General features: G+C 67.9%; 24 protein-coding genes. 7 read left to right on the plus strand and 17 right to left on the minus strand.

Annotated features, from left to right (window positions below):
• Window positions 1-76: 76 nt before the first annotated feature.
• A complete protein-coding gene (locus tag OF829_RS07960; protein WP_264939450.1) occupies window positions 77-457 on the minus strand; it encodes a hypothetical protein in 381 nt (126 codons plus the stop codon).
• A 130-nt stretch (window positions 458-587) separates the two neighbouring features.
• Between OF829_RS07960 and OF829_RS07965 the strand changes: the two genes are divergently transcribed.
• A complete protein-coding gene (locus tag OF829_RS07965) occupies window positions 588-1,544 on the plus strand; it encodes an MBL fold metallo-hydrolase (RefSeq protein ID WP_264939451.1) in 957 nt (318 codons plus the stop codon).
• 29 nt (window positions 1,545-1,573) lie between these two features.
• On the opposite strand, the gene OF829_RS07970 is transcribed toward OF829_RS07965, so the two are convergent.
• From OF829_RS07970 to hflK, 4 genes are all read right to left on the minus strand, one after another.
• The gene (locus tag OF829_RS07970) at window positions 1,574-3,235 is read right to left on the minus strand and encodes a DUF853 domain-containing protein (RefSeq protein WP_264939452.1); all 1,662 of its coding nucleotides are present in this window, start codon (window positions 3,233-3,235) and stop codon (window positions 1,574-1,576) included.
• A 152-nt stretch (window positions 3,236-3,387) separates the two neighbouring features.
• A complete protein-coding gene (locus OF829_RS07975) occupies window positions 3,388-4,905 on the minus strand; it encodes a DegQ family serine endoprotease (RefSeq protein WP_264939453.1) in 1,518 nt (505 codons plus the stop codon).
• Window positions 4,906-5,012: 107 nt separating this feature from the next.
• Window positions 5,013-5,870 (minus strand): protease modulator HflC, encoded by an 858-nt coding sequence (hflC, locus tag OF829_RS07980; protein ID WP_264939454.1) that lies wholly within the window; start codon window positions 5,868-5,870, stop codon window positions 5,013-5,015.
• Window positions 5,867-7,033: an FtsH protease activity modulator HflK gene (gene hflK, locus OF829_RS07985; RefSeq protein ID WP_264939455.1), complete on the minus strand. Its 1,167-nt coding sequence runs from the start codon at window positions 7,031-7,033 to the stop codon at window positions 5,867-5,869. The genes hflC and hflK overlap by 4 nt, the downstream gene beginning before the upstream one ends.
• A 71-nt stretch (window positions 7,034-7,104) precedes the next feature.
• Between hflK and OF829_RS07990 the strand changes: the two genes are divergently transcribed.
• Both OF829_RS07990 and OF829_RS07995 read left to right on the plus strand, forming a co-directional pair.
• Window positions 7,105-8,067 (plus strand): P-loop NTPase, encoded by a 963-nt coding sequence (locus tag OF829_RS07990; protein WP_264939456.1) that lies wholly within the window; start codon window positions 7,105-7,107, stop codon window positions 8,065-8,067.
• Between the two features lie 104 nt (window positions 8,068-8,171).
• Window positions 8,172-8,600, plus strand: coding sequence for a CoA-binding protein (locus OF829_RS07995; protein WP_264939597.1), 429 nt, complete (start codon window positions 8,172-8,174; stop codon window positions 8,598-8,600).
• Here OF829_RS07995 and OF829_RS08000 read toward each other — a convergent pair.
• Window positions 8,597-10,153 (minus strand): winged helix-turn-helix domain-containing protein, encoded by a 1,557-nt coding sequence (locus OF829_RS08000; RefSeq protein ID WP_264939457.1) that lies wholly within the window; start codon window positions 10,151-10,153, stop codon window positions 8,597-8,599. The two genes, OF829_RS07995 and OF829_RS08000, sit on opposite strands and share 4 nt — an antisense overlap.
• Before the next feature lie 165 nt (window positions 10,154-10,318).
• Here OF829_RS08000 and OF829_RS08005 point away from each other — a divergent pair, with 165 nt between their 5' ends.
• Complete coding sequence (locus OF829_RS08005) at window positions 10,319-10,624, plus strand: UrcA family protein (protein ID WP_264939458.1); 306 nt, start codon at window positions 10,319-10,321, stop codon at window positions 10,622-10,624.
• A gap of 67 nt (window positions 10,625-10,691) precedes the next feature.
• On the opposite strand, the gene OF829_RS08010 is transcribed toward OF829_RS08005, so the two are convergent.
• The 7 genes from OF829_RS08010 to OF829_RS08040 form a co-directional block, all read right to left on the minus strand.
• Window positions 10,692-11,345: a glutathione S-transferase family protein gene (locus tag OF829_RS08010; protein WP_264939459.1), complete on the minus strand. Its 654-nt coding sequence runs from the start codon at window positions 11,343-11,345 to the stop codon at window positions 10,692-10,694.
• A complete protein-coding gene (locus tag OF829_RS08015; RefSeq protein WP_264939460.1) occupies window positions 11,342-12,487 on the minus strand; it encodes an aminotransferase class V-fold PLP-dependent enzyme in 1,146 nt (381 codons plus the stop codon). Before OF829_RS08015 ends, OF829_RS08010 begins: the two co-directional genes overlap by 4 nt.
• Window positions 12,488-12,629: 142 nt before the next feature.
• Entirely contained in the window at window positions 12,630-13,394 is a 765-nt protein-coding gene (locus OF829_RS08020) for a tryptophan 2,3-dioxygenase (RefSeq protein ID WP_264939461.1), read from the minus strand.
• Between the two features lie 29 nt (window positions 13,395-13,423).
• Window positions 13,424-14,047, minus strand: a complete 624-nt coding sequence (locus OF829_RS08025) for a hypothetical protein (RefSeq protein WP_264939462.1) — start codon at window positions 14,045-14,047, stop codon at window positions 13,424-13,426.
• A gap of 6 nt (window positions 14,048-14,053) precedes the next feature.
• Window positions 14,054-14,308, minus strand: coding sequence for a hypothetical protein (locus OF829_RS08030; protein ID WP_264939463.1), 255 nt, complete (start codon window positions 14,306-14,308; stop codon window positions 14,054-14,056).
• Window positions 14,309-14,343: 35 nt separating this feature from the next.
• A complete protein-coding gene (dapD, locus tag OF829_RS08035) occupies window positions 14,344-15,159 on the minus strand; it encodes a 2,3,4,5-tetrahydropyridine-2,6-dicarboxylate N-succinyltransferase (protein WP_264939464.1) in 816 nt (271 codons plus the stop codon).
• Window positions 15,156-15,827 carry a pyrimidine 5'-nucleotidase gene (locus OF829_RS08040; protein ID WP_264939465.1) on the minus strand — a complete coding sequence of 224 codons (672 nt, stop codon included), beginning with the start codon at window positions 15,825-15,827 and terminating at the stop codon, window positions 15,156-15,158. The genes dapD and OF829_RS08040 overlap by 4 nt, the downstream gene beginning before the upstream one ends.
• A gap of 124 nt (window positions 15,828-15,951) precedes the next feature.
• Here OF829_RS08040 and OF829_RS08045 point away from each other — a divergent pair, with 124 nt between their 5' ends.
• Complete coding sequence (locus OF829_RS08045) at window positions 15,952-18,330, plus strand: S8 family peptidase (RefSeq protein WP_264939466.1); 2,379 nt, start codon at window positions 15,952-15,954, stop codon at window positions 18,328-18,330.
• Window positions 18,331-18,535: 205 nt separating this feature from the next.
• On the plus strand, window positions 18,536-19,558 hold the full coding sequence (locus tag OF829_RS08050; protein ID WP_264939467.1) for an LLM class flavin-dependent oxidoreductase: 1,023 nt from the start codon (window positions 18,536-18,538) through the stop codon (window positions 19,556-19,558).
• Window positions 19,559-19,822: 264 nt separating this feature from the next.
• On the opposite strand, the gene OF829_RS08055 is transcribed toward OF829_RS08050, so the two are convergent.
• The 3 genes from OF829_RS08055 to OF829_RS08065 form a co-directional block, all read right to left on the minus strand.
• Entirely contained in the window at window positions 19,823-21,130 is a 1,308-nt protein-coding gene (locus tag OF829_RS08055; RefSeq protein WP_264939598.1) for a sensor histidine kinase, read from the minus strand.
• A 160-nt stretch (window positions 21,131-21,290) separates the two neighbouring features.
• Window positions 21,291-21,962, minus strand: a complete 672-nt coding sequence (locus tag OF829_RS08060) for a response regulator transcription factor (RefSeq protein ID WP_264939468.1) — start codon at window positions 21,960-21,962, stop codon at window positions 21,291-21,293.
• Between the two features lie 14 nt (window positions 21,963-21,976).
• Window positions 21,977-22,291: a hypothetical protein gene (locus OF829_RS08065; RefSeq protein WP_406701410.1), complete on the minus strand. Its 315-nt coding sequence runs from the start codon at window positions 22,289-22,291 to the stop codon at window positions 21,977-21,979.
• 115 nt (window positions 22,292-22,406) lie between these two features.
• Between OF829_RS08065 and OF829_RS08070 the strand changes: the two genes are divergently transcribed.
• Window positions 22,407-24,185: an ABC-F family ATP-binding cassette domain-containing protein gene (locus OF829_RS08070; protein WP_264939469.1), complete on the plus strand. Its 1,779-nt coding sequence runs from the start codon at window positions 22,407-22,409 to the stop codon at window positions 24,183-24,185.
• A 28-nt stretch (window positions 24,186-24,213) separates the two neighbouring features.
• Here OF829_RS08070 and OF829_RS08075 read toward each other — a convergent pair whose 3' ends face one another.
• Window positions 24,214-25,020 carry an ATP-binding protein gene (locus OF829_RS08075; protein WP_264939470.1) on the minus strand — a complete coding sequence of 269 codons (807 nt, stop codon included), beginning with the start codon at window positions 25,018-25,020 and terminating at the stop codon, window positions 24,214-24,216.
• Window positions 25,021-25,051 lie beyond the last annotated feature (31 nt).

The following is a 25,051-nucleotide window of genomic DNA, read 5'->3' on the forward strand; positions in this document are numbered from 1 at the left end:
GGAAAGCAAGCGAACGCCGAAACCTGCATCGCGGCATCGTGGCACAGGGAACGCATTGTAGGACAGCGGTTTTTGCTCAGCCTTTGCGCTGCTGCAACCAGCCGCCGAGCCAGCAGGTGGGGAGCGCGCTGATCGCGAGGGCGATCGGGTACCAGCGGGGACCGAGTTCCATGCCCGCGGTCGCGACCACGCCGAGCACGCCGAGCAGGGTGCCGATCACGCCGAGGATGACGACGTGGCGCATCGGATTGCGCGGGGCGAGGCGCGCGGTGAGCCAGCCGCCGCCGACCGCGAAGACGCAGCGATAGAAGAGCGCGAGCGCATTGTGCCACGGGTTCCACATGGGGCCGTCGGGGATGATGCCGGTCGCGTGCATGATCTGATCGGTGAGCGTCGAGAGCAGGACGATGACGATGAAGCCGGCCAGGACCGAGCCGAAGCTGCGCAGAATGAGCATATGGCGTTTCCCCTTGTTGCGGGCATGGTGGCACAGCCCGGGCGGTGCGGGACAGCGGTTTTTAGGGACGAACCGGGGTAGCCGCCGCGCGCCGCGATGATAGTCTTGGCCGACTGGCAGGGAGGGGCATATGGGCATCATTGGCTGGCTCGCGGCGGGGGCAGTGCTTGCCGCGCCGATTCAAGCGGCGGCGCCGGAAGTCCGGCAGGTCGCGCCGGGGCTGCACGTGCTGATCGGCACCAGCGGCAATGTCCTGATCGCGCCGCTGGCGGACGGCGTGCTGATCGTCGACGACGAAAGGCCGACCGACTATGCCGAGATCGTCGCGGCGGTGGCGAAACTCTCGCCGCTCCCGGTCAGGACGGTGATCAACACGCATTGGCATCTCGATCACACCGGCGGCAATGCGAAGTTCCGTGCGGCCGGGGCGACCGTGATCGCGCAGATCAATGTGTGCCTGCGGCGGAGCACCGACCAGTTCATGCCTGCCTATAACCGGACGATCCCCGCCGCACCGGCCGCGGCCCTGCCCAACGGCCTGTTCGACAAGGGGATGATCCTGCGCGAGGGGCGCGAGCGGATCAGGCTGACCTATGCCCCGGCGGCGCATACCGATGGCGATACGATCGTGCGCTTCGAGCGCGCGAACGTGATCCATATGGGCGACATCTATTTCCGCGGCATCTGGCCCTTTATCGACCGCGCGAGCGGCGGGAGCGTGCAGGGGATGATCGCGGCGGTCGACAGCGTGCTCAAGGTGGCGAATACGAAGACGGTGATCGTGCCCGCGCATGGCGAGATCGCGACGCGGGCCGATCTGGTGAAGTATCGGGCGATGCTGGCGGAGGTTGTCGCGGCGGTGCGCGAACGGATCGCGCGCGGCGAGACGCTGGAGCAGGTGGTCGCGGCCAAGCCCGCCGCGCCGTGGCGCACGGGGATGGAAGGGAATGAGGACGGGTTCGTGGGGGCGGTGTTCGACAGCCTGAAGAACCCCGACGCGCCGGGCATCGCGCCGCCCGCGCCATCCTCCGGGTCGGCGGCGATCGCGTGCGTAAGGGGCGACTATTTCTTTCCTCCGCGCCGGTGAAGTCCCGCGCCTGAGCGGCTGGGACCTGTTCAGCGCCCCTTGAACAAGCCCCCCAGCACGCCGCGGACCAGGCCGCCGATCACGCTCGCCCCTACGCCGCTTTTCTTGCCGAACACCGCCTTGGCGACTTCGCCCGCGACCGCGCGGCCCGCCGCCGATGTGGCGCTGCGGGTGGCGCCGGTGATGGCGCGGTTCCAGGGATTGTTGGCGGCTTCGCGCTCGGCGTCGCGCTGGGCCTGACGGTCGAGCCGCGCCTGGCGGTCGGCGTCGCGCTGCTCGGCGAGGCGCTGGCGCTCGGCCTCCTTGGCGAGGCGCGCGTCTTCCTTGGCCTGGGCGGCGGCGGCCTTTTCGGCGGCGTCGGTGGCGGCGGCCTCGGCAGCGGCGGCGCTGGCTTCGGCGGACTTGGCGGCGAGGATCTCCTCGGCGGATTCGCGGTCGGCGAGCATATCGTATTTGGCGCCGATCGCGTCGGTCTGGATCAGGATGCCGCGCTCCTGCGGGGTGACCGGGCCGACGCGCGAGCCGGGGGGCTTGATGAGGGCGCGCTCGACGGGGGCGGGGGCGCCATCGGGCTGGAGGAGCGAGACCAACGCCTCGCCGACCTTGAGCTCGGTGATGACGGTGGCGACATCGACGCCGGGATTGGCGCGGAAGGTCTCGGCGGCGCTCTTCACCGCGGCCTGATCGCGCGGGGTGAAGGCCCTGAGGGCATGCTGGACGCGGTTGCCGAGCTGGCCCGCGACGGTATCGGGCACGTCGATCGGGTTCTGGGTGATGAAATAGACGCCGACGCCCTTCGAGCGGATCAGGCGGACCACTTGTTCGATCTTCTCGAGCAGGGCCTTGGGGGCTTCGTTGAAGAGCAGATGCGCTTCGTCGAAGAAGAAGCAGAGCACGGGCTTGTCGGGGTCGCCGACCTCGGGGAGCGACTCGAACAGCGCCGAGAGCAGCCAGAGCAGGAAGGTGGAATAGAGCTTGGGGCTCGCCATCAATTTGTCGGCGGCGAGGATGTTGACGACGCCGCGGCCCTTGTCGTCGGTCCCGAGGAAATCCTGCATAGACAGCGCGGGTTCGCCGAAGAAATGCTCACCACCCTGGCTGCGGAGCTGGAGGAGCGAGCGCATGATCGTGCCGACGCTCGCCTTGGAGACATTGCCGTAGCTGGTGGCGAGTTCGTCCGCCCTTTCGGCACAATGCGCGAGCATGGCCTGGAGATCGTCGAGGTCGAGCAGCAGCAGCCCGTCCTTGTCGGCGACGGTGAAGGCGATGGTGAGCACGCCTTCCTGGACTTCGTTCAGGTCCATCAGGCGCGACAGGAGCAGCGGACCCATCTCGCTGACGGTGGTGCGGATCGGGTGGCCCTGCTCGCCATAGAGGTCCCAGAACTGGGCCGGCGTGTCGGCATAGGCCCAGGCCGTGTCGCCGATCTCGGCGGCGCGGGCGGCGAAGATCTCGTGCAGCTTGGACATGGGCGATCCGGCCATGGCGAGGCCCGACAGGTCGCCCTTCACGTCCGCCACGAAGCAGGGGACGCCCGCCGCGGAGAGGCTCTCGATCATGCCCTGGATGGTGACGGTCTTGCCGGTGCCGGTGGCGCCCGCGATCAGCCCGTGGCGGTTGGCGCGCTTGAGCGGGAGTTCGAGGCGGTTGCCGCCGCCGGTGCCGATGAAAATGCCCGTTTCGCCTGCCATGACCGAACTCCTTCGAAGGGGTTCAGCGATAGCGGGGCAGGGGGTGGGGTGGCTAGCCATGTTCGTCATCCCGGCGCAAGCCGGGACCCAGGGTCACAAGCGATACGCTGTTTGGCTCTGGGTCCCGGCTTGCGCCGGGATGACGGATGGAATCAGCCCGAGATATCGATCGGGATGTAGCGCGCGACATTGCCGCGCTGGACGTAGAGCAGGACGCGGCCGCGGCCGGCCTTTTTGGAGGCGGCGACGATGTTCGCGATCTCGGTGCCGTTGGCGACGGGAGTGCCGTTGACCGACGAGATCAGATCGCCGGGCTGGAGGCCCTTGCCGGCGGCGTCGCTCGAGGGGTCGAGATTGGCGATCACCACGCCCTTGACGTTGCCCGGCAGGCGGAGCTGCTGGGCGATGTCCGGGGTGAGCGGCACGACGCGGAAGCCGAGCGCGGCGGCATTCTGCGCCTCGGGCGTGGCGCCGGCATCCGCCGAATCCTCGCCGCCGGGGTTGAACCCGCCCTGCGCGGCGGCGGCGAGCTGGTCCTCGGAGGGGCGCTTGCCGACGGTGACGGTCAGGTTGACCGGCTTGCCGTCGCGCACCAGCTCGAACGGCACGCGCGTGCCGGGCTTGAGGCTGGCGACGAGATAGGAGAGCGTCTGATCGGGGGTGACATCCTTGCCGCCGACGCGGGTGATGACGTCGCCCTGGCGGATCCCCGCCTTGTCGGCCGCGCCATTGGGCTCGACCCGCGAGATCAAAGTGCCGCGGCCCTTGGGGATGCCGAGCGCGTCGGCGATGTCGGCATCGACATCCTGCATCGCGACGCCCAGATAGCCGCGCTGGATCGTGCCGCCCTTCATCAGCGTCTCGATGATCGGCTGCGCCTCCTCGGCGGGGATCGCGAAGCCGATGCCGATATTGCCGCCCGAAGGCGACAGGATCTGCGAGTTGATGCCGATCACATTGCCCTGGAGATCGAACATCGGGCCGCCCGAATTGCCGCGGTTGATCGAGGCGTCGGTCTGGATGTAGCGGTCGCTGGCGCCGCCGGTGCCGGTGACGCGGTGCACCGCCGAGATGATCCCCGCGGTCACCGACCCGCCGAGCCCGAACGGATTGCCGATCGCGACGACCCAGTCGCCGACGCGCGCCTTGCTCGAATCGCCGAAGCGGACGAACGGCAGGTTGTTGCCTTCGATCTTGAGCAGCGCGAGGTCCGAATTCTGGTCGCGGCCGACCAAGGTTGCCTTGTATTCGCGCCGGTCCGACAGCGTGACGGTGATCGTCTGGACCACGGCGCCTTGAGCACCTGCCGAGATGACGTGATTGTTGGTGACGACATAGCCGTCGGCCGAGATGATGAAGCCCGAGCCGAGCGACTCGGCGGTGCGGGTGACCGGCTGGCCGCCGCCGAAGCGGCCTTCGAGCGGGGTGCCCGCCATCGGATCGGTGCTGACCGTCACCTTCTGGGTGGTCGAGATATTGACCACCGCGGGCTGGAGCTTGGCGACCATGTCGGCGAAGCTCATCGGCGCGCCGGGCTGGGGCGAGCTGTTCACCTGGATCGCGCCGGGCTCGTTCTGCGCGGTCTGCGCGCCGGCCGGTTGATGGAGGGTCATGGTGGCGGCGGTGCCGGCGAGCAGCAGCGCGGTGGTGAGGGCGTAAGCGTAACGCACGGAATCAGTCCTTATCAAACAGAGGCATCGCGTTCGGGGCGATTTCTCGGCCCGGGAAGCTGAACGGTGATTGAATATGAACGGTTAGCAAGCTTCATCGTTGCCCTTCACTTGGGGTTCCTGAACTGCTGGAGATAGCTGTTCTCCGGCGACAGGATGATCGAGGTCTCGCCCTTGTCCTGCCCCTGGTAGAGGAAGGCGTTCTGGTACGACTTCATGCCGCGGAAGAAATTGTAGAATTCCGGGTCCTTGCCGAAGCTGGCGGCCTGGATCTGCGCGGCCTGGGCCGAGGCGTTGGCACGGATGATCGTCGCTTCCTTCTGGCCCTGGGCGCGGATCGTCGCGGCTTCCTGCTGGCGGGCGGTGCGCATGCGGGCATAGGCCGAATCGAGCGGCGAGCCGCTGGGCAGATCGGCATGCTTGATGCGGACATCGACGATCTCGACGCCGTATTGCGAGGCGAGCTTTTGAAGCGCTGCCTGGATATTATCCATCACCTGCCCACGTTCGGGGCTGAGAAGGGAAGCGAAGGGGCGCTTGCCGAGCTCGTTGCGCAGCGCCGAGGCGAAGAGCGGGGTGAGCTGATCGGTGACGCGCTGCACCGTCCCCGCGCTCTTCACCATCAACAGCGGATCGACGACGCGGAAGCGCGCATAGGCATCGACTTCGAGCCGGAGCTGGTCGGTCGAGAGGACCGGCTGGTTCTGCAGCTCGATATCGAGCACGCGCTTGTCGATGCGCATGACCTGATCGATGAAGGGGATGCGGAACACCACGCCCGCGCCGGTCCGGCCGAACTGCTCGCCCTTTTGATAGCCGTTGATCGTCACCAGCGGCGTTTGCATGCGCAGGATCACCGCCTGCTCGGTTTCGGGAATGACCACGAAGCAGCTGAGCGCAACGATCAGCAGCGCGGCGGCGGAGATGGCCCAGGCGACGGGCCCGCGGAACCAGGTGGCGTTCATCGTGTACCCCCCGGGCGCTTGCCCTGGACTTCGATATCGGGTTCGGGCTCGCGCCGTTTGAGATCGGGCAAGGGCAGATAGGGGGTCACCCCCGGCGTCTCGACGATGACCTTGTTGGTGCGCGAGAGCACATTCTCCATCGTCTCATAATAGATGCGGCGGCGGGTGACCTCGGGCGCGAGCTTGTACTGTTCGTAGATCTTGTCGAACTCGGCCGCCTCGCCCTGCGCCCCGGCGAGCACCTGCTGCGCATAGGCGTTGGCATTGTTGCGCGCGGCCTGCGCGTCCTGCTGGGCGGCGGTGACGTCCTTGAAGGCGTCGTCGACCGCCTGGGGCGCGCTGGCGTTCTTGATCGCGACGCCGAGCACGCGGATGCCCGAATTATATTCGTCGAGCACTTGCTGCATCGCGATCTGGACCTCGGCTTCGATCCGGGTGCGGCCCGAACCGATCGTGTCGTTGAGGCTGGCGCGCGCGACCGCGGCGCGCATCGCCGATTCGGCGACCGCGCGGACCGTCTCCTTGGGTTCCTTGATCTGGAACGCGAAATCGGGCGCGTTGCTGATGTCCCAGCGCACCTGGAAGGCGAGATCGACGATATTCTGATCGCCGGTGATCATCAGATTCTCGCCATTGCCGCTCTCCGGAAAGCTTTCGGTGCGGACATTCTGGACATTGACGATCTCGACCTCGCTGATCGGCGCGGGGAGTGTGAAGCTCCAGCCCGGCTCGAGCGTGCCGGAATAGCGGCCGAGCGTGGTGACGACGCCGCGCTCCTGGGGCTGGATCGAATGGATCGAGGTGAAGCCGACCCAGAGCAGGGCCAGGCCCACGCCGATCAGCAGCCAGACGCGCGGGTTGAGCGGAACGCCGGGCAGGCCGCCGCCGATGCCACCGCCGCCGCCGCCGCCGGCACCCCGGCGCGCGCGCTTGAACAGATCATCGAGCGTGGCGCCGGGTCCGCGGCTGGGGCGCGGGCCGCCGGGTGGGACCGACCAGGGGTTGCGCGGGCCGCCGCCATTGCCCGAACCGCCGCCCGGGCCGCCCTTGCCGCCATCCGGGGAATCGTCGCTCCCCTTCTTGCCGCCGCCGCCCCAGGGGCTTTTCGGGGGCTCGTTCTCCGAGCTGCTGATCCAGATGGGCGAGCGAAAATGGATTGCCATGCGTTTCTTTATAAGTGCGGCGGCGCGGATTTACAGTGGCACGCTGCGATTGTCCTCTTATGTGACGCGGCATGACCGCCAAAGAACCTGATCGCGCCGAACTCCAGGCCATCCTCGCCCCCATCGCCGCCGGCCGCGCCAGCGCGCGGATCGAGGGGGCGCGGGCGAGCATCGTGCTCGATGTGACGGGACTGGCCGAGGGCGCGCGCGCGGAGCTGGAGGCGGATGTGCGCGCGGCGGCGCTGGGGCTGGCGGGGATCGAGGAGGTCCGCGTGCTCCAGACGAGCGAGCGGCGCGCGCGGCGGATCATCGCGGTGGCGAGCGGCAAGGGCGGGGTGGGGAAATCGACCGTCTCGGCGAACCTTGCCATCGCGCTGGCCAGGGCGGGCAGGAAGGTCGGGCTGGTCGATGCCGATATCTATGGGCCCTCGCAGACGCGGCTGATGGGTGTCGATGGGATCCGGCCCAAGCATCGCGAGGAGAAGCTGATCCCGGTCGAGACGCGCTTCGGCGTGCCGCTCCTTTCGATGGGCGGGCTGGTTGCCGAGGGGCAGGCGATCGCGTGGCGCGGACCGATGGCGGGAAGCGCGCTCGGGCAATTGGTCGATGCCGAATGGGGCGAGGCCGAGCTGCTGATCCTCGACCTGCCGCCGGGGACGGGCGATGTGCAGCTGACCATGGTGCAGAAGCACAAGCCCGCGGGCGCGGTGATCGTCTCGACCCCGCAGGATCTCGCGCTGATCGACGCCCGGCGCGCGATCGACCTGTTCCGGCGGATGGACGTGCCGATCCTCGGCCTGATCGAGAATATGGCGGGTTATGCCTGCCCGCATTGCGGCGAGGTCTCGGACCCGTTCGGCAAGGGCGGGGCCGAGGCGGCGGCGGAAGCGCTGGAGATACCGTTCCTGGGGAGGATCCCGCTCGAGCTGTCGATCCGCGAGGCTTCGGATGCGGGCGAGCCGCCGGCGTTCGGGAACGGGCCGCAGGCGGAAGTGTTTGCGAAGCTGGCGGTTGAGGTCTTGGCCCGGCTCTGATCTTTTTCGTCATCCCGGCGAAAGCCGGGACCCAGAGCCAAGCAGGACGTCGCCCGTGACTCTGGGTCCCGGCTTTCGCCGGGATGACGGTTGGAGAAGAGAAGATGCCGCTGACGCGCGACGAGGATATCAAGGCTTTGCTCGAAGGCGTGCGAACGATCGCGATGATCGGCGCGTCGGACCGGCCCGACCGGCCAAGCTATGGCGTGATGGCGTTCCTCCAATCGCGCGGATACCGGGTGATCCCGGTCAATCCGCAGATCACCGGCGAGCATATCCATGGCGAATATGTGTTCCGCGAGTTGAGCCAGATCGGCGAGAAGATCGACCTGGTCGACATCTTCCGGCGGCCCTTGGCGGCGGGCGAGGCGGTCGACGAGGCGATCGCGGCGGGCGTGCCGGCGGTGTGGCTGCAGATCGGGGTGATCAACCATGTGGCTGCGGCGCGGGCGGAGGCGGCCGGGCTCAAGGTGGTGATGGACCGTTGCCCGAAGATCGAGATTCCGCGGCTTGGGGTGGGGCGCGTCGCCTAGCTCTTATAGTCCGGCTTGCTGCCCGTTTCCTTCCAATATTGCGCCAGCCCCACATCGGCGACGAGCTTCTCGAAGCGCGGGTCGGCGCGCATTGCCTGTGTCGACGGGTAGAAGAGGAACTGGGTGCGGTGAAGGTCGCGGCGCTGATAGGTGCGCTGTTCGGGGGCGAAGCGGAATTCGCCGATCTGGAAGCCGCGATTGAAGAAATAGGCGTCGGCGACCATGAAGGCGGTGTCGATCCGGCCGAGCGCCGCGGCGAACTGGATCGTGTTTTCGGCGAAGCCCTTGCCGCGATGCGCGGCTTCCAGATTGAGCTTCATCGCCAGATCGATATCGGCGGGTGCATGGCTGAGCATCGCCTTCGCCACCGCATCGATCATCGGAAAGTTGAATTCGGGGATGCCGGGCGGGCGGCGATCGACATTGGCGCTCATCGCCAGCGATTCCTGCGCGCGGCCCGAGAACATCAGGATATAATAGCGGGTGAACCAGACCGCGAAGTGGCTCGGATAGAGCTGATAGGCGGCTTCCATCGCGCGGTCGGCCTCTTCGGGACGGCCCGCGGCCCAGAGCGCCTGGACGTTCGAATAGACGAGCCCCGGCGTGGGCGGGCTGACCGCGATGGCGCGCGCCAGCACATCCGCGCATTCGCGGCAGCGCCCGACGCTGAGCAGGGTGATCGAGAGCGAGGTCAGCAGGAAGATGTTGGTGGGGTGGCGTTCGAGCGCGGTGCGCAGCGTGCGTTCGCCCGAGGCCCAATGGCGCACCTGCGGCCTGAGCGCATCGGTGGCGACCGAGGCATAGGCATTGTCCGGATCGAGGCTTTCGGCGCGGCGGATCGCAGCCTGGGCGCGGCTGCGCATATCCGCTTCGATGGACGGCGCGCCGCCCAGTGCCGCGCCGGCATAGGCGAGCGCGAGCATCCCCCAGCCATCGGCATAATCGGGCTTGAGCGCGACGACCCGGCGGAGCAGGCCGAGCGCCTGGCTGCCGCCCTCGGCGGTGCCCTGCTGCGCGGCGATGGCGGCCTGCTGCATCAGCGCGGCGACTTCGGGCGGGGGCGGCGTCTCGGCGGGCGGGGCGGCGAAGCGCCGCCAGCCCCACCAGCCCGCCGCGCCGGTCGCCGCCGCGCCCGCGCCGATCAGCATCGCGCGGCGATCGAGCTTGAGCCGGCGGAGTTCGGCGACGGCCCCGGCTTCGGGGCGCGCGGGCGCTTCGGCGGCACCGTCGAGGACGAGGCGGTAGCCGACCTTGGTGACGGTCTCGATCCGGAAACCGCCCTCGCCGATCCCGTCGGCAGCGCGGCGCAAGCGCGAGACGACGCGGTTGATCGCATCGTCGCCGACGACGCGGCCTTCCCAGCAGCTCGAGGTCAGATCGTCGCGGCTGAGGATGGCGCCGGGCGTGCGGGCGAGCGCGACGAGGACCTGCATCACGCGCGGCTCGACCACCTCGTCGGCACCGTCATCGCGGACGAGCTGACGCAGCCCCGGGCGGACCGTCAGCCGGCCCAGCCGGAAGGCTTCCTCATGTGCAAGATCGACCCGTTCCATCGCCGCCATCGAATCGCATTTAGGCTCAAAAACCAAGCGTAACGATCAATATCGGCGAATGATCGGCAGTTCATCGGTCAATCATCACTTCCTCATCCTCTCCGTCGGCGCGGCCTGGTGCGATCCAGTGAGGGTCAAACACGACCCTGGGAACGGAGACCCATCATGCAGAAGATCACCCTCTCGATCGCGGCGCTGGCCACCGTCTTCGCCGCCGTCCCGGCGCTGGCGACCAGGCAGGACGGCAAGACCGCGAGCATCCGGCTCGACGATCTCGACCTGTCGAAGCCGGGCGACGTCCGCCTGCTCGACCGCCGCATCGCCGGCGCGAAGGAGGCGGTGTGCGGCTCCTATGCCGGTGCGCGCGACGGCGTCGAGGACCGGATCACCGAATGCCGCGCGGATATCGACCACCAACTCGCGCCGCGCCTCGCCGCGCTGCGGGCCGAGGGCCGGATGGCCTCGCGCTGAGATAAGGACCCCCCTGTTGGGGGCTTACCCCTGGGCCGGGCGCACGCGCATGGGTGCCCGGCCCTTTTTACGGGGCCGCCTGGCTGGCGGTGAAGACCGCGAGCTGATCGGCGAAGGCGCGCTGGAACGCGGGACGCGCCTCGCCGCGGGCGACATAGGCAGCGACGGTGGGGAATTCGTCGAGCAATCCCGAACTCGCCAGCCGACGCAGCACGTCGATCACCAGCAGGTCGCCGGCGCTGAATTCGCCGTCGAGCCAGTCGGCGTCGCCGAGCCGCTCGGCAAGCTGGCCGAGTCGGGTGCGCGCGCGGTCCTGAAGCACGGGCAGACGATCAGCGTACCAAGGCCTGTCGCGATCGAAGATCAGCGTCGTAGTGAATTCGACGACCACCGGCTCGATCGTGCTGAGCGCGGCGAACATCCACATGATCGCGCGGGCGCGGGCGTCGGGCTCCTCGGGGAAAAGCCCTGGGTGGTGCTCGGCGATGTGGAGGATGATCGCGCCCGATTCGAACAGCGTGAGCCCGTTTTCCTCATAGGTGGGGATCTGGCCGAAGGGGTGGCGGGCCAGATGCGCGGGCTGCTTCATCTCGGCGAAGGTGACGAGGCGGACGTCATAGGGCTGGCCGACCTCTTCGAGCGCCCAGCGGACATGCATGTCGCGCGCAAGGCCGCGGCCGCGATCCGGAGAGGCCTGGAAGGCGGTGATGGTAATGGTCATGGCCGGGCTCCGGGGAGGTGGGCGAGTTCGCCGAGCAGCCGATCGACGTCGCGCGCATCCTGATAGAGGCCGAAGCCGATGCGGAGCACGTCGCCGCGGACATCGGTGACGATGTCCTGGTCTTCGAGTGCGGCCTTCCACCGTGCTGCGAGCGGGTGGCGGAGGGCGAGAAAACGGGCGTTGGCGCCCGCGTCGGGCGGGTTGAGGAGTTCGGCCCGGGCGAGCGGCGTGCCGGGCAGGCCCGCCAGCAGCTGGTCGCGCAGCGCGGCGCAATGCGCGGCGATTGTCGCGGTGGTCAGGCCTTCGCCGGCGAGCATGTCGCGGACCGCGACGAAGCGGTAGATGCCCGAGGGATCGAAGGTGCTGCCGAGGAAGCGGCGCGCGTCCGGGGCGTAGCCGATGCTGCCGGGCGGGAGCGCGAGATCGTCGAACTCGGCATACCAGCCGGTGATTTCGGGGCGCGGGCCGAAGCCGGGGGGTGCGTGGAGGAAGGCGGCGCCTTCGCCGGCCATCGCGTATTTATAGCCGCCGGCGAGATAGAAGATGCGGTCCGCGACGGCCGAGAGATCGGTCGGGGTGGCCATGAAGCCGTGATAGCCGTCGATCACCACCCACGGACCCTCGGGTTTGGCGAGCGCGGCAAGGTCTTCGAGGTTCGTCAGGATCGCGCCGGTTCCGAACTGGACATGACTGGCGAAGATCAGGTCGTGGGTACCCGCACGTGCGGCCTCAGCGATGCGATCGATGGGCACGCGCTCGACGACCGCGCTGCCCGCTTCCTCCCAGCGCGCGGCCTGGCGGCGGAAGCTGTGGAACTCGCCGTCGCTGGTGAGGATGCGAAAGGGGCGCTTCGGCAGGGCCGAGGCGATGCGGAGCAGCAGATCGTGGGTGTTGGGGGCGAACACCACCGTGTCCGGATCGGGCAGGCCGAGTTCGCGCGCGACATGGTGCTGCGCGGCGGGCCAGATCTCGCCCATGACCCGATCCCATTTGAGATCGGCGAGCCGGACGCCGTCCTCCCACGCCGCGAGCTGGCCGACATAGGAGGCGTCGGGCCAGAGATGGTGGCTATGCGCGGCGAAATGGAGCCGGTCGGGCGCGGCGGCGATGGCGCGCTGGAAGAGGCGCTTGTAGCTAATCATGCAATCCTCCCCCGCAAGGGGGAGGTGTCAGCGAAGCTGACGGAGGGGGCGGATTTCCAGAACGCTGATGGCGGGAGTCCTCCCCCTCCGTCGCCTTCGGCGCCACCTCCCCCTGGCGGGGGAGGATAAGATATCCAGCAACTCACAATTGCGTCCTGAGCGACCAGAGTTCGGGGAAGGCGCGCTTGCTGAGGGTCGATTCGAGATAGGGGACGCCCGCGGTGCCGCCGGTGCCGGGCTTCATCCCGATCACGCGGCTGACGGTCAGCACATGCTTGTGCCGCCACGTGGCGAAGGCATCGTCGATATCGACCAGTTTCTCGGCGAGCTGATACAGCTCCCAATGCGCCGCGGTGTCGCGATAGACCTGCGCCCAGGCATCCTCGACGCCTTTGTGGGGCGCATAGGGGCGGGGCCAGTCGCGCCGGAGCGCCTCTTGCGGGATCGCGAAGCCGGCGCGGGCGAGCGCGGCATTGGCCTCGTCCCACAGGCTCGGCTCGGCGGCGGCGGCGATGGTGAGCGGGCCGGGCACGCCGCCGCCGCGCACCCCGAGTGCCGTCTCGACCGCGCGGAACTGGTCCGACTGGAAGCCCGAGCTGGTGCCGAGCACGCCGCGGAAGCGGGTGTAATCGGACGGGGTCATCGTCGCGAGCACGTCCCAGCTGAGCGTCATCACCGCCTGGATGCGGCTGACCCGGGCGAGGTTCTTGTACGCCTCGACCGGCTTGTCCGCGCGGACCAGCCGGATCGCGTCGCGCACCTCGACCAGCATCTGCTTGAGCCACAGCTCCTTGGTCTGGTGGATGATGATGAAGAGCAGCTCGTCGTCGCGGTCCGACAGCGGATGCTGCGCGGTGAGGAGCTGATCGAGCGCGAGATAGCGCCCATAGGTCATGGGTTCGGTCATGCTGCAGCATCCAAATCTAACGGTCTGTCCTAGGCCGCGTTCGCTCGCACCCATTCGATAGCGAGCATCTCGTAGTCGGCGAAAAGTAGTGGCCCATGCCCCAAGCCGGCGTCGGCCAGCAACTTGGGTCGTGCAGCTTGGAACGCATCGTAGCTCGCCACCAAGTTGTTCGCGGTGGGAATTGTCTTTCGCCGCGATGACGTGAAGAGAAAATCGCGCACGCGCCGCACCATCGTTCGTGGGTCATCGCCATGCGCAGCGATATCCATGCCGTTCAGATCGGAGATAAACTGCTGGTAGCGATAGGGTTCGCTCTCGAAGATCAAACAGCGCTTCTCCTTCTGCCCAACGCCACCATATTGTTTAGCGGCAAGGAAAAAGCCTAGTTCCAGGGGCATATTGAAGCGTGGAAGGTTATTTGCAGCATCCAATTCCACACAGGATATATCGTGGATGCCGTACCGGCTTTCCTGGATGATCCGATAAAGCTTGTCGATCCGTGTGCCAGCGGCGTCATCCAGCTCTCTGGCACATCTCACGCGAAAACCGCAGCCGATGACCGCAAACGCCAGCGCCTCGAATTTGCTGTGCCATGCAGGATCAAAGCGACAATTGATGAAGACGTCCTGAGCGTTGGTGGACGCGATGGCCATCCGGCCTCAGGCTTTAGCGGATTGAGCAGAGGCCTTCACGACCTTTGAAACCGCCTTCTTGGCTCGCGTGGGGGTCAGGCTGGATTTTTTAGGAACAGCGCTCAGGCTTGCGACCGCAAGAAACCGTGCACGGTCTGCTGCTTCCTGCTTGGTCGCTGCGTGAGCAATGACCTGACCATTCGCTGACGAGCGCATGACCCAGCCCGTTTGAGTTGCCGGCCGCTTTTTGCCGATCGTCTTGGCCACCGTGCGCTCCTTCATGAGCAAAATCTAAGCCTGACGAGGTGAATTTGCAATCAATCCCGCAGCAGCTCGTTGATCCCCGTCTTCGACCGTGTCTGCGCATCGACCGTCTTGACGATCACCGCGCAGTAGAGGCCGGGCTTGCCGTCGCCGCCGCCGGTGCTGCCCGGGACGACCACGGCATAGGGGGGCACAACCCCGCGGTGCACCTCGCCTGTCGCGCGGTCGATGATCTTGGTCGAGGCGCCGAGATAGACGCCCATCGAGAGCACCGCGCCTTCGCCGACGCGGACGCCCTCGGCGACTTCGGCGCGGGCGCCGATGAACGCGCCGTCGCCGATGATGACGGGATCGGCCTGGAGCGGCTCGAGCACCCCGCCGATGCCGGCGCCGCCCGAGAGATGGACGTTCCGCCCGATCTGCGCGCAGCTGCCGACCGTCGCCCAGGTATCGACCATCGTGCCCTCGCCGACATAAGCGCCGATATTGACGAAGCTCGGCATGAGGACCGCGTTACGGCCGATAAAGGCACCGTGGCGGACCACGCTGCCCGGCACCGCGCGGAAGCCGGCCTCGCGGAAGCGGTTCTCGCCCCAGTCGGCGAATTTGAGCGGGACCTTGTCGAACCAGCCGCCCTGCATGACCTGGTTGTCGTTGAGGCGGAAGGAGAGGAGGACGGCTTTCTTGAGCCACTGATTGACTTTCCAGGCTCCACTACCTTCTGGACCGTCCGGCTCGGCGACGCGCGCCGCGCCGCTGTCGAGCAGCGCCAGCGCCTGGTTCACGGCATCGCGGATCTCGCCCTGGGTGGCTGTGCTCAGCTCGGTGCGGGTTTCCCAGGCGGCGTCGATGGTGGTTTCGAGAGTCACGCTTGGTCCTCCAGGATTTCGAGCAGCCAATGGCCGATGTCTTTGGTCGTATAGTCGATGAAGCTGCGGTCGCTATCGTTCGGCGGCTGTTCGGAGCCGTTATCGACCCAGACGGTGGCCATGCCGATCGCCTTGGCCGGCTTCAGGTTGCGCGCGAGATCCTCGACGAACAGCGAATGCGCCGGATCGAGGCCGTACGCGTCGCACAGGCCCTGATAGGCCTGGGGATCGGGCTTGGGGCGGAATCCGGTGGCGTGGATGTCGTGCACCGCTTCGAAGCTGTCGTGGAGCCCGATCCGTTCGAGGATGCGGCCAGCATAATCGGTGTCGGCATTGGTGAAGATCAGCTTGCGCCCCGGCAGCCGCGCGAGCGCCGCGACCAGCGCCTCGTTCCGCTCGAGCACGTCCATGTCGATGTCGTGGACGTAGTTGAGGAAATGATGCGGATCGACGGCATGTTCGGTCATCAGTCCGGAGAGCGTCGTGCCGTGCGCGAAGAAATAGTCTTTCTGGATCCTATGGGCTTCCACGGCATCGCAGCCGATCAGCTTCATGATATATTCGCCCATTCGGGCGTCTATGAGCGGAAACAGATTGGCGCTCGCGGGGTAGAGGGTGTTGTCGAGATCGAAGATCCAGTTGCGGATATGGTTGAGCTCGGCGCGCATGGTCGGGAGCCGATAGAAGGTGGCGGTCCCCCCGGCAAGGCGGCGCGGCCCTTTCCCGTTAAGCCATGGTAAAGGCATGGAATTTGATATGCGCCGGCGCGCAGATATCGGGGTATCGTCAGGCATGAAATCGGGTCATCGCTCGCGGCTGGGCCAGTCCGCCGCTCTGGGAGCCATGCTGCTGCTCGCCGCGTGCAGCGGCGGTAGTGGCGGCGGGGGCGGGATCAGCCCCGCGCCCGCGCCGGTTCCGACCCCCACGCCGACTCCGGCGCCGACCCCGGTTCCCACCCCCACGCCGACCCCGACGCCGTCCGCGTTCGACACCGCCGAATATCGCTCGACCGTGGGCGCGGTCTCGATGAATGCGCTCACCGCCTATACGCACGGCGGGACCGGCGCGACCATCAAGATCGGGATCATCGACAGCGGCATCGACCTGCAGAGCGAGGAATTCGGCGACTGTTCGGGCGGGGCGGGCACGGGGAGCTGCCGCATCCTCGCCGCGTCGCGCGATACCGCGGGCAATCCGACGATCGACGACGAGGGCGGGCACGGCACTGCGGTCGCCTTCACCATCGCCGGGCGGCGCAACGGCGCGGGGACGCACGGGGTGGCGTTCGACGGCCAGCTGCTGGTGTTCCGCGCCGATACGCCGGGCAGCTGCGCGACCGAGGTGGCGAGCGACCCCGACAGCGGCTGCAAGTTCAACGACGGCGCGATCGCGACCGCGATCAACACTGCGCGGACCACTGGCGGGGTGCGGGTGATCAACATCTCGCTGGGCGGCGGCGCGCCCAATGCGCAGCTCACCACCGCGATGAGCCAGGCGACCGCGGCGGGGATCATCATCGTCCAGTCGGCGGGCAATGACGGCGACAAGCCCGAGGGCGCCAATCCCGATCCCTTCACCCAGAACGCGCCAAATCTGGCGGTCTCGCACGGGCTGATCATCATCGCCGGGTCGGTGGGCGCCAACGACACGATCTCGACCTTCTCGAACCGGGCCGGGTCGGGGCCGAGCAGGAATTTCTACCTGGCGGCGGTGGGCGAGCAGGTGCGCGCGCCCGACCAGAACAACACGCCCTTTTTCTGGTCCGGCACCAGCTTCTCGGCGCCGCAGATCGTGGGCGCGATCGCGCTGCTCGCCCAGGCCTTTCCGAACCTGACCGGGGACCAGATCGTCGCATTGCTCTATGCCAGCGCGCGCGATGCCGGGGCGCCGGGGATCGACGATGTCTATGGCCGCGGCATTCTCGACCTGAACCGCGCCTTCCAGCCGATCGGATCGATGTCGATCGCCGGGACGACCAGCTTCTCGTCGGTCAACAACGTCAACCTGACGCTCTCCGCGCCGATGGGCGATGCGCGGCAGGGAGCGATGAGCAGCGTGGTGCTCGACGGATTCCAGCGCGCCTTCGTGATGGACCTGGCGCAGACGATCGACCGGCAGGGGCCGCAGCGGCGGCTGCCCGGGCTGATGGCGTCGCGCGAGCGGAGCTTCGCGGTGGGCGTGAAGGGCATGCGGGTCAATGTCTCGCTGCTGCCCGATAGCGAGCCGCTGGCGCTCGAGCGGCTGGGGCTGCGCGGCGAGGATGCACGGCGGGCGCATATCCTGGCGGCGTCGGTGATCGGGCATCTGACCGGCAGGGCGGACTTCGCGATCGGCGCGTCGGAGAGCGGCAATGCGCTGACCGCCTGGCTGGCCGGACGCGACGATCCGGCGTTCCTGGTGGCGCGCGATCCGGTCAATTCGACGGGGTTCGATGTCGATGTCGGCGGGTCGGTCGCGGTGCGGCAGAAGCTGGGGCCCTGGGGTGTGACGCTTGCGGCCGAATATGGCGATGTGCTCGCGCGGCGCGACACCACGCTGACGCTGCTGATGGGGCGGCCCGAGCGGCTGGGCTATGCGCGGACGACCCTGGGGCTCGACCGGCAGGTCGGCGCGGTGCGGATCGGCGCCTCCGCCACGCGGATGCGCGAGACGGATACGGTGCTGGGCGCGCGCTTCCTCGGCGGGTTCGGGTCGGCGCGGGCGGATAGCCTGTTCCTCGATCTGGGCGCGCGGGCGGATTTCGGGAGCGGCTGGACGCTGGGCGGATCGTTGCGGCAGGGCTGGAGCTGGGCGCGGCTTCGCGGGGGCGTGCAGGGTTCGGGGCTGATCCGGACGAGCGGGTTCGCGGGGGATATCGGCAAGGCCGGCCTGTTCGGCGGGGGCGACCGGATCGGCTTGCGCGTGGCGCAGCCGCTTCGGGTTTCGCAGGGCGGGATCGATTATCTGCTGCCGTCCGAATGGGACTATGGGACGCTGAGCGTGACCGCGTGGAATGCGGCGCGGCTCAACCTGGCGCCGCAGGGGCGCGAACTCGACTTCGAGCTGAGCTATATACGGCCCTTCCTGGGCGGCGATATCAGCGGCAATCTGTTCGTGCGGCGCGATCCGGGGAATTTCGCGGTGATCCCGGACGATCGCGGCGGTGCGGTGCGGGTGAGCTTCGGGTTTTAGAAGATTGATTCCGCGAAGACGCAAAGACGCGAAGATGTTGGTTCATGGGGCGCCGCCGTTCCCGCCGCGCAGCGGCAGTCATTGCTTCGAGATTGCCCGCAACCGCTTCGCGGAAGCGAGTTCTCTTCGCGTCTTTGCGTCTTTGCGGAACCTCTAAACTTCTTCTTTCTGGCAGAGGCGCCACCGCCTCCCCATCTCCCGGCGCATGACCGCTTATTCGCTGCTCGATCTCGTCCCCGTCGTTCAGGGTGGGAGCGTTGCCCAAAGTCTGGCCAATGCCGCCGATCTGGCGCGGCATGCCGAAAGCCTCGGCTTCACGCGCTACTGGGTCGCCGAGCATCACGGCATGGCGGGGATTGCCAGCGCGGCGACGTCGGTGGTGATCGCCCATGTCGGGCAGGCGACCTCCACGATCCGGATCGGGGCGGGCGGGATCATGCTGCCCAACCATGCGCCCCTGGTGATCGCCGAGCAGTTCGGGACGCTCGACGCGCTGTTTCCGGGGCGGATCGACCTGGGGCTGGGGCGGGCGCCGGGATCGGACATGAAGGTGGCGCGGGCGATCCGGCGGACGCTGGAGAGCGACGCCAATGAATTCCCGCGCGATGTGATGGAGCTGCAAAGCTATTTCGCCGATGACGGGCAGACCGGCATCCGCGCGGTGCCGGGCGCGGGGGCCAAGGTCGATCTGTGGATATTGGGGTCGAGTCTGTTCGGGGCGCAACTCGCGGCGGCGCTGGGGTTGCCCTACGCCTTCGCCTCGCATTTCGCGCCGGGGCTGCTCGACGAGGCGATCGACGTCTATCGGCGCAACTTCCGGCCCTCGGCGGCGCTGGAAAAGCCTCATGTCATGCTGGGGTTCAACGTGTTCGCGGCGGACACCGATGAGGAGGCCGAATTGCTCGCGAGTTCGCAGCAACAGGCGTTCGTGGCGCTGCGCACCAACCAGCCGATCCAGCTGCCGCCGCCGGTCGCGGGCTATCGCGCGAGCCTGGGGCCGCATGCCGCGATCCTCGATCAGGTGCTGTCGGCGAGCGCGGTGGGATCGCCCGAAACGGTGACGCGGCGGATCGGCGACTTCATCGCGCGGACCGGGGCGGACGAATTGATGATCGCGAGCGCGATGTACGATCACGACGCGCGCAAGCGGAGCCTTGCGATTACCGCGGAGGTGATGCGCGGGCTTGGAAATCCTCCCCCGGAGGGGGAGGTGGCAGGCGCAGCCTGACGGAGGGGTAGTATCAACACGCGATGACGTCGCTTGTGGAGATTACCCCTCCACCGCTTCGCGGTCCCCCTCCCCCTCCGGGGGAGGATTCAAGAGAGAAAAAGGCCGGGCGGAGGGGGCTCCGCCCGGCCTGATGTCCCGCAAGTGCGACCCTCGGGGCGTGGCGCCGCAATGAATCCTTTCGCGATTCGGCGACAGTCGGGAATCGTCCGGAGTCGGGAATTACCTAGGCTTTCTTGATCGCCTCACGGCGCCGTGACAAAATCAGCCTGCTGCCGGCAGCCTGAGCCGCACGAGCAGCCCGCCCAGATCCTCCGATTCCTCGAGGCTGACGGTGCCGTCGTAAATCTCCGCCACGTCGCGGACGATCGCGAGGCCGAGCCCGGTGCCGGGCTTGCCGCTGTCGAGGCGGACGCCGCGATCGAAGATGCGGATGCGGTCGGCCTCGGGGATTCCGCGGCCGTCATCCTCGACCATGAGTTCGACGAACCCGGCCTGGACCGAGGCGGTGATGAACACGCTGCCGCCGCCATATTTGGCGGCATTCTCGACCAGGTTACCGAGGATTTCGTCCAGGTCCTGCCGCTCGATATGCGCGACCAGATCATGGTCGCCGTCAATGTCGATGCGGACGTTCGGGTAGAGCCGGGCGACGGCGCGCTCGACCGCCTGGACCGAGGGCCAGACGGCGGCGCGGCTGTGCGCGCTGCCGCGCCGGCCGACCGCGCGGGCGCGGGCGAGGTGGTGGTCGATCTGGCGGCGCATCGTCCGCGCCTCGCGGATCACGCTGGGGCCGAGATCGGCCTGGCCCGCGGCGGCGGCGTTCATGATGACGCTCAGGGGGGTCTTGAGCGCATGGGCGAGATTGCCGGCGTGGCGGCGCGCCTCCTCGGCCTGGCGATCATTATGCTCGATCAGCGCGTTGAGTTCCTCGACCATCGGGGCGACTTCGGCGGGCATCGCACCCTCGATCCGCGTCGTCTGGCCGGCGCGCAGCCGCGAGAGTTCGGAGCGGACCTTGCGCAGCGGCCTGAGGCCATACCAGGTCTGCAGGCCCGCCATGACGATCAGGCCGAGCGCGAGCAGCAGGAAACTGCGCACGAGCGTGCGGCGGAGTTCGGCGATCTGGGCGTCGAGCAAGGCGCGGTTGCGCGTGACCTGGAACCGCCAGCTGACCTGCGATCCGGGGAGCCTGACGTCGCGCTCGGCAATGCGCAGCCGTTGATCGGGGATCTCGTCGCTGTCGTAATAATGGACGTTGATGTCGTTGTGCCCCGAATGGACCTTGAGCCGCGTGTCCCACAGCGAGCGCGAGCGGAAGGTCTCGTAACCTTCGCCGCTGACCTGCCAATAGCTGCCCGAATTGGGCTCGATATAGCCCTGATCGGCCAGCTCGCTGCGGAAGAACACCTCGCCGCCCGGGCCGAGTTCGGCCGAGAGGACCATCGAATTGATGAGCAGGCTGAGCTGCTCGTCGAAGTTGCGCGTGGTGACCGTCACGATCACGCGGTCGAGCGCATAGCCGCCGCCGATCAGCAGCACCGCGATCCAGGCGGTGGCGATGAACACCATGCGGCGGCTGAGCGAGCCGGTGACCCGGACATAGCCGCGCGACGGGAACGCCTCCTCGCCCTCGGCCAGGGGCGGCGGCGTGGCGGCGCGCGGCCGCCGTTTCCAGAGGCTGGACAAAAAGGCCCCGACCCCCGCGAGCCGCAGCCCGAGGGGGGCGGCCTCAGGCAACGCCGGCGGGCTCTTCGAGGCTGTAGCCCAGGCCGCGGATCGTGGTGATCACATCGGGGCCGAGCTTCTTGCGGATGCGCGTGACGAACACTTCGATCGTGTTCGAATCGCGATCGAAATCCTGATCGTAGATATGCTCGATCAGCTCGGTGCGGCTGACCACCTTGCCCTTGTGATGGAGCAGGTAGGAGAGGAGCTTGTACTCCTGCGCGGTGAGCTTGACCGGCTCGCCGTCCTTGGTGACCTTGCCCGAGCGCGTGTCGAGGCGGATATCGCCCGCGGTCAGCTCGGCCGAAGCATTGCCCGAGGCGCGGCGGATCAGCGCGCGCAGGCGGGCGATCAGCTCCTCGGTCTGGAAGGGCTTGGCGACATAATCGTCGGCGCCGGCATCGAGCCCGGCAACCTTGTCCGACCACGAGTCGCGCGCGGTGAGCACGAGCACGGGCGTGGTCTTGCCCTCGCGGCGCCAGCGGTCGAGCACGGTGAGGCCATCGACCTCGGGCAAGCCGAGATCGAGGATCACCGCGTCATAGGTTTCGGTGGACCCCAGGAAATGCCCCTCCTCGCCATCGGTCGCGAGATCGACGGCATAGCCGGCGCCCTCGAGCGCGTTGCGGAGCTGGTTGCCCAGATTGGGTTCGTCCTCGACGATCAAGAGTCGCATGTTTTTCCCCGCGCTTAGCCGGTTCGGCGGATGATCCGGCCGCTGCGGCCGTCGACGTCCACCCAGATAACCGATCCATTGCGCAGGAATTTGAGCGTGTAAACGCTCGTCTGCGGATCGAACAGAAATCCGAGATATTGCGCGTCGCCCATCATCGGCTTCACGCGGCGCTCGATTTCACGCACCGGGAGCAACTGGTTCTGCTGGCGGCCGCGGCTCGCGGCCTCCTGACCGCCGTCCTGATGGCCGTAGCGATCGGGCATGCGCGCACCCGCCGCCGTCAGCGCAAGCGCCGACAGACACGCAAACAGAACGGGTTTCACGAGCATTCTCATCGGTCTGACATAGGGGTGCCCCATTGAATAGCCCCTGAACATGGTTGTCAGGCGAGTGTCAGGAGAGCGTAGCTTGCGGGCAACAGCGCCGCCCCCTAGGTGGCGCGGCATGGCTGCACCTGTACTCGCTTATGAGGGCCTCGGGCTCGTTCAAGGATCCGGCTGGCTGTTCCGCGGGCTCGACATCTATGTCGGGCAGCGCGACCGGCTGGCGCTGATCGGGCGCAACGGGGCGGGGAAGACGACGCTACTTAAACTCATCGCAGGCGCGATCGACAGCGACGAGGGGCGGCGGACGATCCAGCCGGGGACTCGGGTGGTGCTGCTCGAACAGGACCCTCGGGTCGATGGGTTTGCGACGCTCAGGGACTTCGCGCTCTCGGGCGAGGGCGCGCCTGCCGGTCACGAGGTCGAGGCGATCGCCGATCAGCTGGGCGTCGATCTCTCGACCGAGGCGGCGACCGCGTCCGGGGGCGAGCGGCGCCGCGCGGCGATCGCGCGGGCGCTGGCGATGGACCCCGACGTGCTGCTGATGGACGAGCCGACCAACCATCTCGATATCGCGGCGATCGACTGGCTCGAGGGCTGGCTCGGCAAATATACCGGCGCGTTCGTCGCGATCAGCCATGACCGGACCTTTCTGACCCGGCTGACCAAGCAGACCTTGTGGCTCGACCGGGGGACGATCCGGCGCGCCGAGATCGGCTTTGGCGGGTTCGAGGTGTGGACCGAGACCGTCTATGCCGAGGAGGCGCGCAACGCCGAGCGGCTCGATGCCAAGCTCAAGATCGAGGAGCATTGGCTCCAGCGCGGGGTGACCGGGCGGCGGCGGCGCAACCAGGGGCGGCTCGCCAAGCTGCACGAGATGCGCGCGGCGCGGGCGGCGATGATGGGCCCGCAGGGCGCGGCGGCGCTGGCGATCGGCAGCGACGATGCGCGCACCAAGGTGGTGATCGACGCCAAGCATGTGACCAAGAGGTTCGGGGACCGCACGATCATCAGGGACATGAGCCTGCGCGTGACGCGCGGCGACCGGATCGGGATCGTCGGCGCGAACGGCGCGGGCAAGTCGACCCTGCTCAAGCTGCTGACGGGGGAGCTGGCGCCCGACGAGGGCGAGGTGAGGCTGGCCAAGACGCTCGACGGGGTGGTGATCGACCAGCAGCGCTCGCTGATGGATCCGGCGAAGAGCGTGCGCGACGTGCTGACCCAGGGCGGCGAATGGATCGAGGTGCTGGGCTCGAAAAAGCATATCCACGGCTATCTGAAGGAGTTCCTGTTCGAGCCCAGCCTCGCCGATGCGAAGATCGGGACGCTTTCGGGCGGCGAGCGCTCGCGGCTGCTGCTGGCGCGCGAATTCGCCCGGCCGTCGAACCTGCTGGTGCTCGACGAACCGACCAACGATCTCGATCTCGAGACGCTCGACCTGCTGCAGGAGGTGATCGCGGACTATGAGGGGACGGTGCTGATCGTCAGCCATGACCGCGACTTTCTGGATCGCACGGTGACGGTGACGCTGGGCCTCGACGGGTCGGGCGCGGTGGACATGGTCGCGGGCGGCTATGCCGATTGGGAGGCGAAGCGGAAGCGGCGGGCAGAGCCGAAAAAGGTGGTGGCAAAGGCCGCGCCGGTTGTGGAGGCGCCGAAGAAAGCGACCAAGCTCAGCTACAAGGACCAGCGCGATTACGACCTGCTGCCGCGCCGGATCGAGGAACTCGACGGGGCGATCGCGCGCGACGAGGCGGCGTTGGCGGACGGATCGCTCTATGCGAAGGATCGGGCGAAGTTCGACACGCTGATGAAGGCGGTCGCCGCGGCGCGCGAGGAGAAGGACGCGGCTGAGATGCGCTGGCTGGAGCTGGCGGAGATGGTGGAGGCGCTCGGCTAATCAATTCCTCCCCGGAACGGGGAGGAATTTACAGCGCCTTCCCCTCCCGTCCCGCCAGATCGACGACATATTGCCATGCCACGCGGCCCGAGCGGCTCCCCCTGCGTGTCGCCCAGTTGATGGCTTCCGGGCCGTCGAAAGGCAAAGCGTGCGCTTCGCAATAGGTGCGCACGATCGCGAGATAGGTGTCCTGGTCGATCACGTGGAAGCCGAGGCTTAGGCCGAACCGGTCGGCCAGGGCGAGGCTGTCGTCGACCGAATCGCGCGGATTGATCGCGCTGTTCTGCTCGGCGATGTCGCGCGGGATCAGGTGGCGGCGGTTCGAGGTGACGAGCAGCCGGGCATTGGCGGGGCGGGCCTCGGCGCCGCCTTCGAGCATCGAGCGGAGCGCGCGGGCGTCGCCGGCGGCGTCGAAGCCGAGATCGTCGATGAAGACGGCGAAGGCACGGGAGACCCGGGCGATGGCGGCGAAGAGCTGGGGGAGGGTGTCGAGCTGCGGCGTGACCGCCTCGATCAGCGCGAGGTTTCCGCCTTCGCCCTGGACCTGCGCGACCGCGCTCTTGACCAGCGCCGACTTGCCGGTGCCGCGCGCGCCCCAGAGCAGCACGTCCTGCGCGGCATGGCCCTGGGCGAGGCGGGCGAGGTTTGCGGTGAGCGCGTCGCGCTGGGCGTCGATGCCATGGAGGAGGTCCAGCGGCAGCGGCTCGAAGGCGCGCGCGGCGGTGAGGGCGTGGTCGCGCCAGACATAGGCCGGATGCACGAGCGGGTCCGCGGGCTCGGGCGGCGGGGGCGAGAGGCGTTCCAGGGCTGCGGCGATGCGGTCGATCGGGTCCATGGGGTGGCTATAGCATTCCTCCCCGGAACGG

The sequence above is a fragment of the Sphingomonas caeni genome (assembly GCF_026013415.1).
GTDB lineage: Bacteria > Pseudomonadota > Alphaproteobacteria > Sphingomonadales > Sphingomonadaceae > Sphingomonas > Sphingomonas caeni.

Bases quoted from the DNA above. Each gene is read 5' to 3' on its own strand.
- OF829_RS07990 (WP_264939456.1), top strand. From the start codon at position 7,105: ATGACCGCCAAAGAACCTGATCGCGCCGAACTCCAGGCCATCCTCGCC.
- OF829_RS07960 (WP_264939450.1), bottom strand. From the start codon at position 457: ATGCTCATTCTGCGCAGCTTCGGCTCGGTCCTGGCCGGCTTCATCGTC.
- OF829_RS08030 (WP_264939463.1), bottom strand. From the start codon at position 14,308: ATGAAGGAGCGCACGGTGGCCAAGACGATCGGCAAAAAGCGGCCGGCA.
- OF829_RS08065 (WP_406701410.1), bottom strand. From the start codon at position 22,291: ATGCTCGTGAAACCCGTTCTGTTTGCGTGTCTGTCGGCGCTTGCGCTG.
- OF829_RS08005 (WP_264939458.1), top strand. From the start codon at position 10,319: ATGCAGAAGATCACCCTCTCGATCGCGGCGCTGGCCACCGTCTTCGCC.
- OF829_RS07995 (WP_264939597.1), top strand. From the start codon at position 8,172: ATGCCGCTGACGCGCGACGAGGATATCAAGGCTTTGCTCGAAGGCGTG.
- OF829_RS08055 (WP_264939598.1), bottom strand. From the start codon at position 21,130: ATGGTGTTCATCGCCACCGCCTGGATCGCGGTGCTGCTGATCGGCGGC.
- OF829_RS08040 (WP_264939465.1), bottom strand. From the start codon at position 15,827: ATGCGCGCCGAGCTCAACCATATCCGCAACTGGATCTTCGATCTCGAC.
- OF829_RS08020 (WP_264939461.1), bottom strand. From the start codon at position 13,394: ATGACCGAACCCATGACCTATGGGCGCTATCTCGCGCTCGATCAGCTC.
- OF829_RS08010 (WP_264939459.1), bottom strand. From the start codon at position 11,345: ATGACCATTACCATCACCGCCTTCCAGGCCTCTCCGGATCGCGGCCGC.
- OF829_RS08045 (WP_264939466.1), top strand. From the start codon at position 15,952: ATGAAATCGGGTCATCGCTCGCGGCTGGGCCAGTCCGCCGCTCTGGGA.
- OF829_RS07965 (WP_264939451.1), top strand. From the start codon at position 588: ATGGGCATCATTGGCTGGCTCGCGGCGGGGGCAGTGCTTGCCGCGCCG.
- OF829_RS08050 (WP_264939467.1), top strand. From the start codon at position 18,536: ATGACCGCTTATTCGCTGCTCGATCTCGTCCCCGTCGTTCAGGGTGGG.
- OF829_RS07970 (WP_264939452.1), bottom strand. From the start codon at position 3,235: ATGGCAGGCGAAACGGGCATTTTCATCGGCACCGGCGGCGGCAACCGC.
- OF829_RS08070 (WP_264939469.1), top strand. From the start codon at position 22,407: ATGGCTGCACCTGTACTCGCTTATGAGGGCCTCGGGCTCGTTCAAGGA.
- OF829_RS08060 (WP_264939468.1), bottom strand. From the start codon at position 21,962: ATGCGACTCTTGATCGTCGAGGACGAACCCAATCTGGGCAACCAGCTC.
- hflK (WP_264939455.1), bottom strand. From the start codon at position 7,033: ATGGCAATCCATTTTCGCTCGCCCATCTGGATCAGCAGCTCGGAGAAC.
- OF829_RS08025 (WP_264939462.1), bottom strand. From the start codon at position 14,047: ATGGCCATCGCGTCCACCAACGCTCAGGACGTCTTCATCAATTGTCGC.
- OF829_RS08075 (WP_264939470.1), bottom strand. From the start codon at position 25,020: ATGGACCCGATCGACCGCATCGCCGCAGCCCTGGAACGCCTCTCGCCC.
- OF829_RS08000 (WP_264939457.1), bottom strand. From the start codon at position 10,153: ATGGAACGGGTCGATCTTGCACATGAGGAAGCCTTCCGGCTGGGCCGG.
- OF829_RS08015 (WP_264939460.1), bottom strand. From the start codon at position 12,487: ATGATTAGCTACAAGCGCCTCTTCCAGCGCGCCATCGCCGCCGCGCCC.
- hflC (WP_264939454.1), bottom strand. From the start codon at position 5,870: ATGAACGCCACCTGGTTCCGCGGGCCCGTCGCCTGGGCCATCTCCGCC.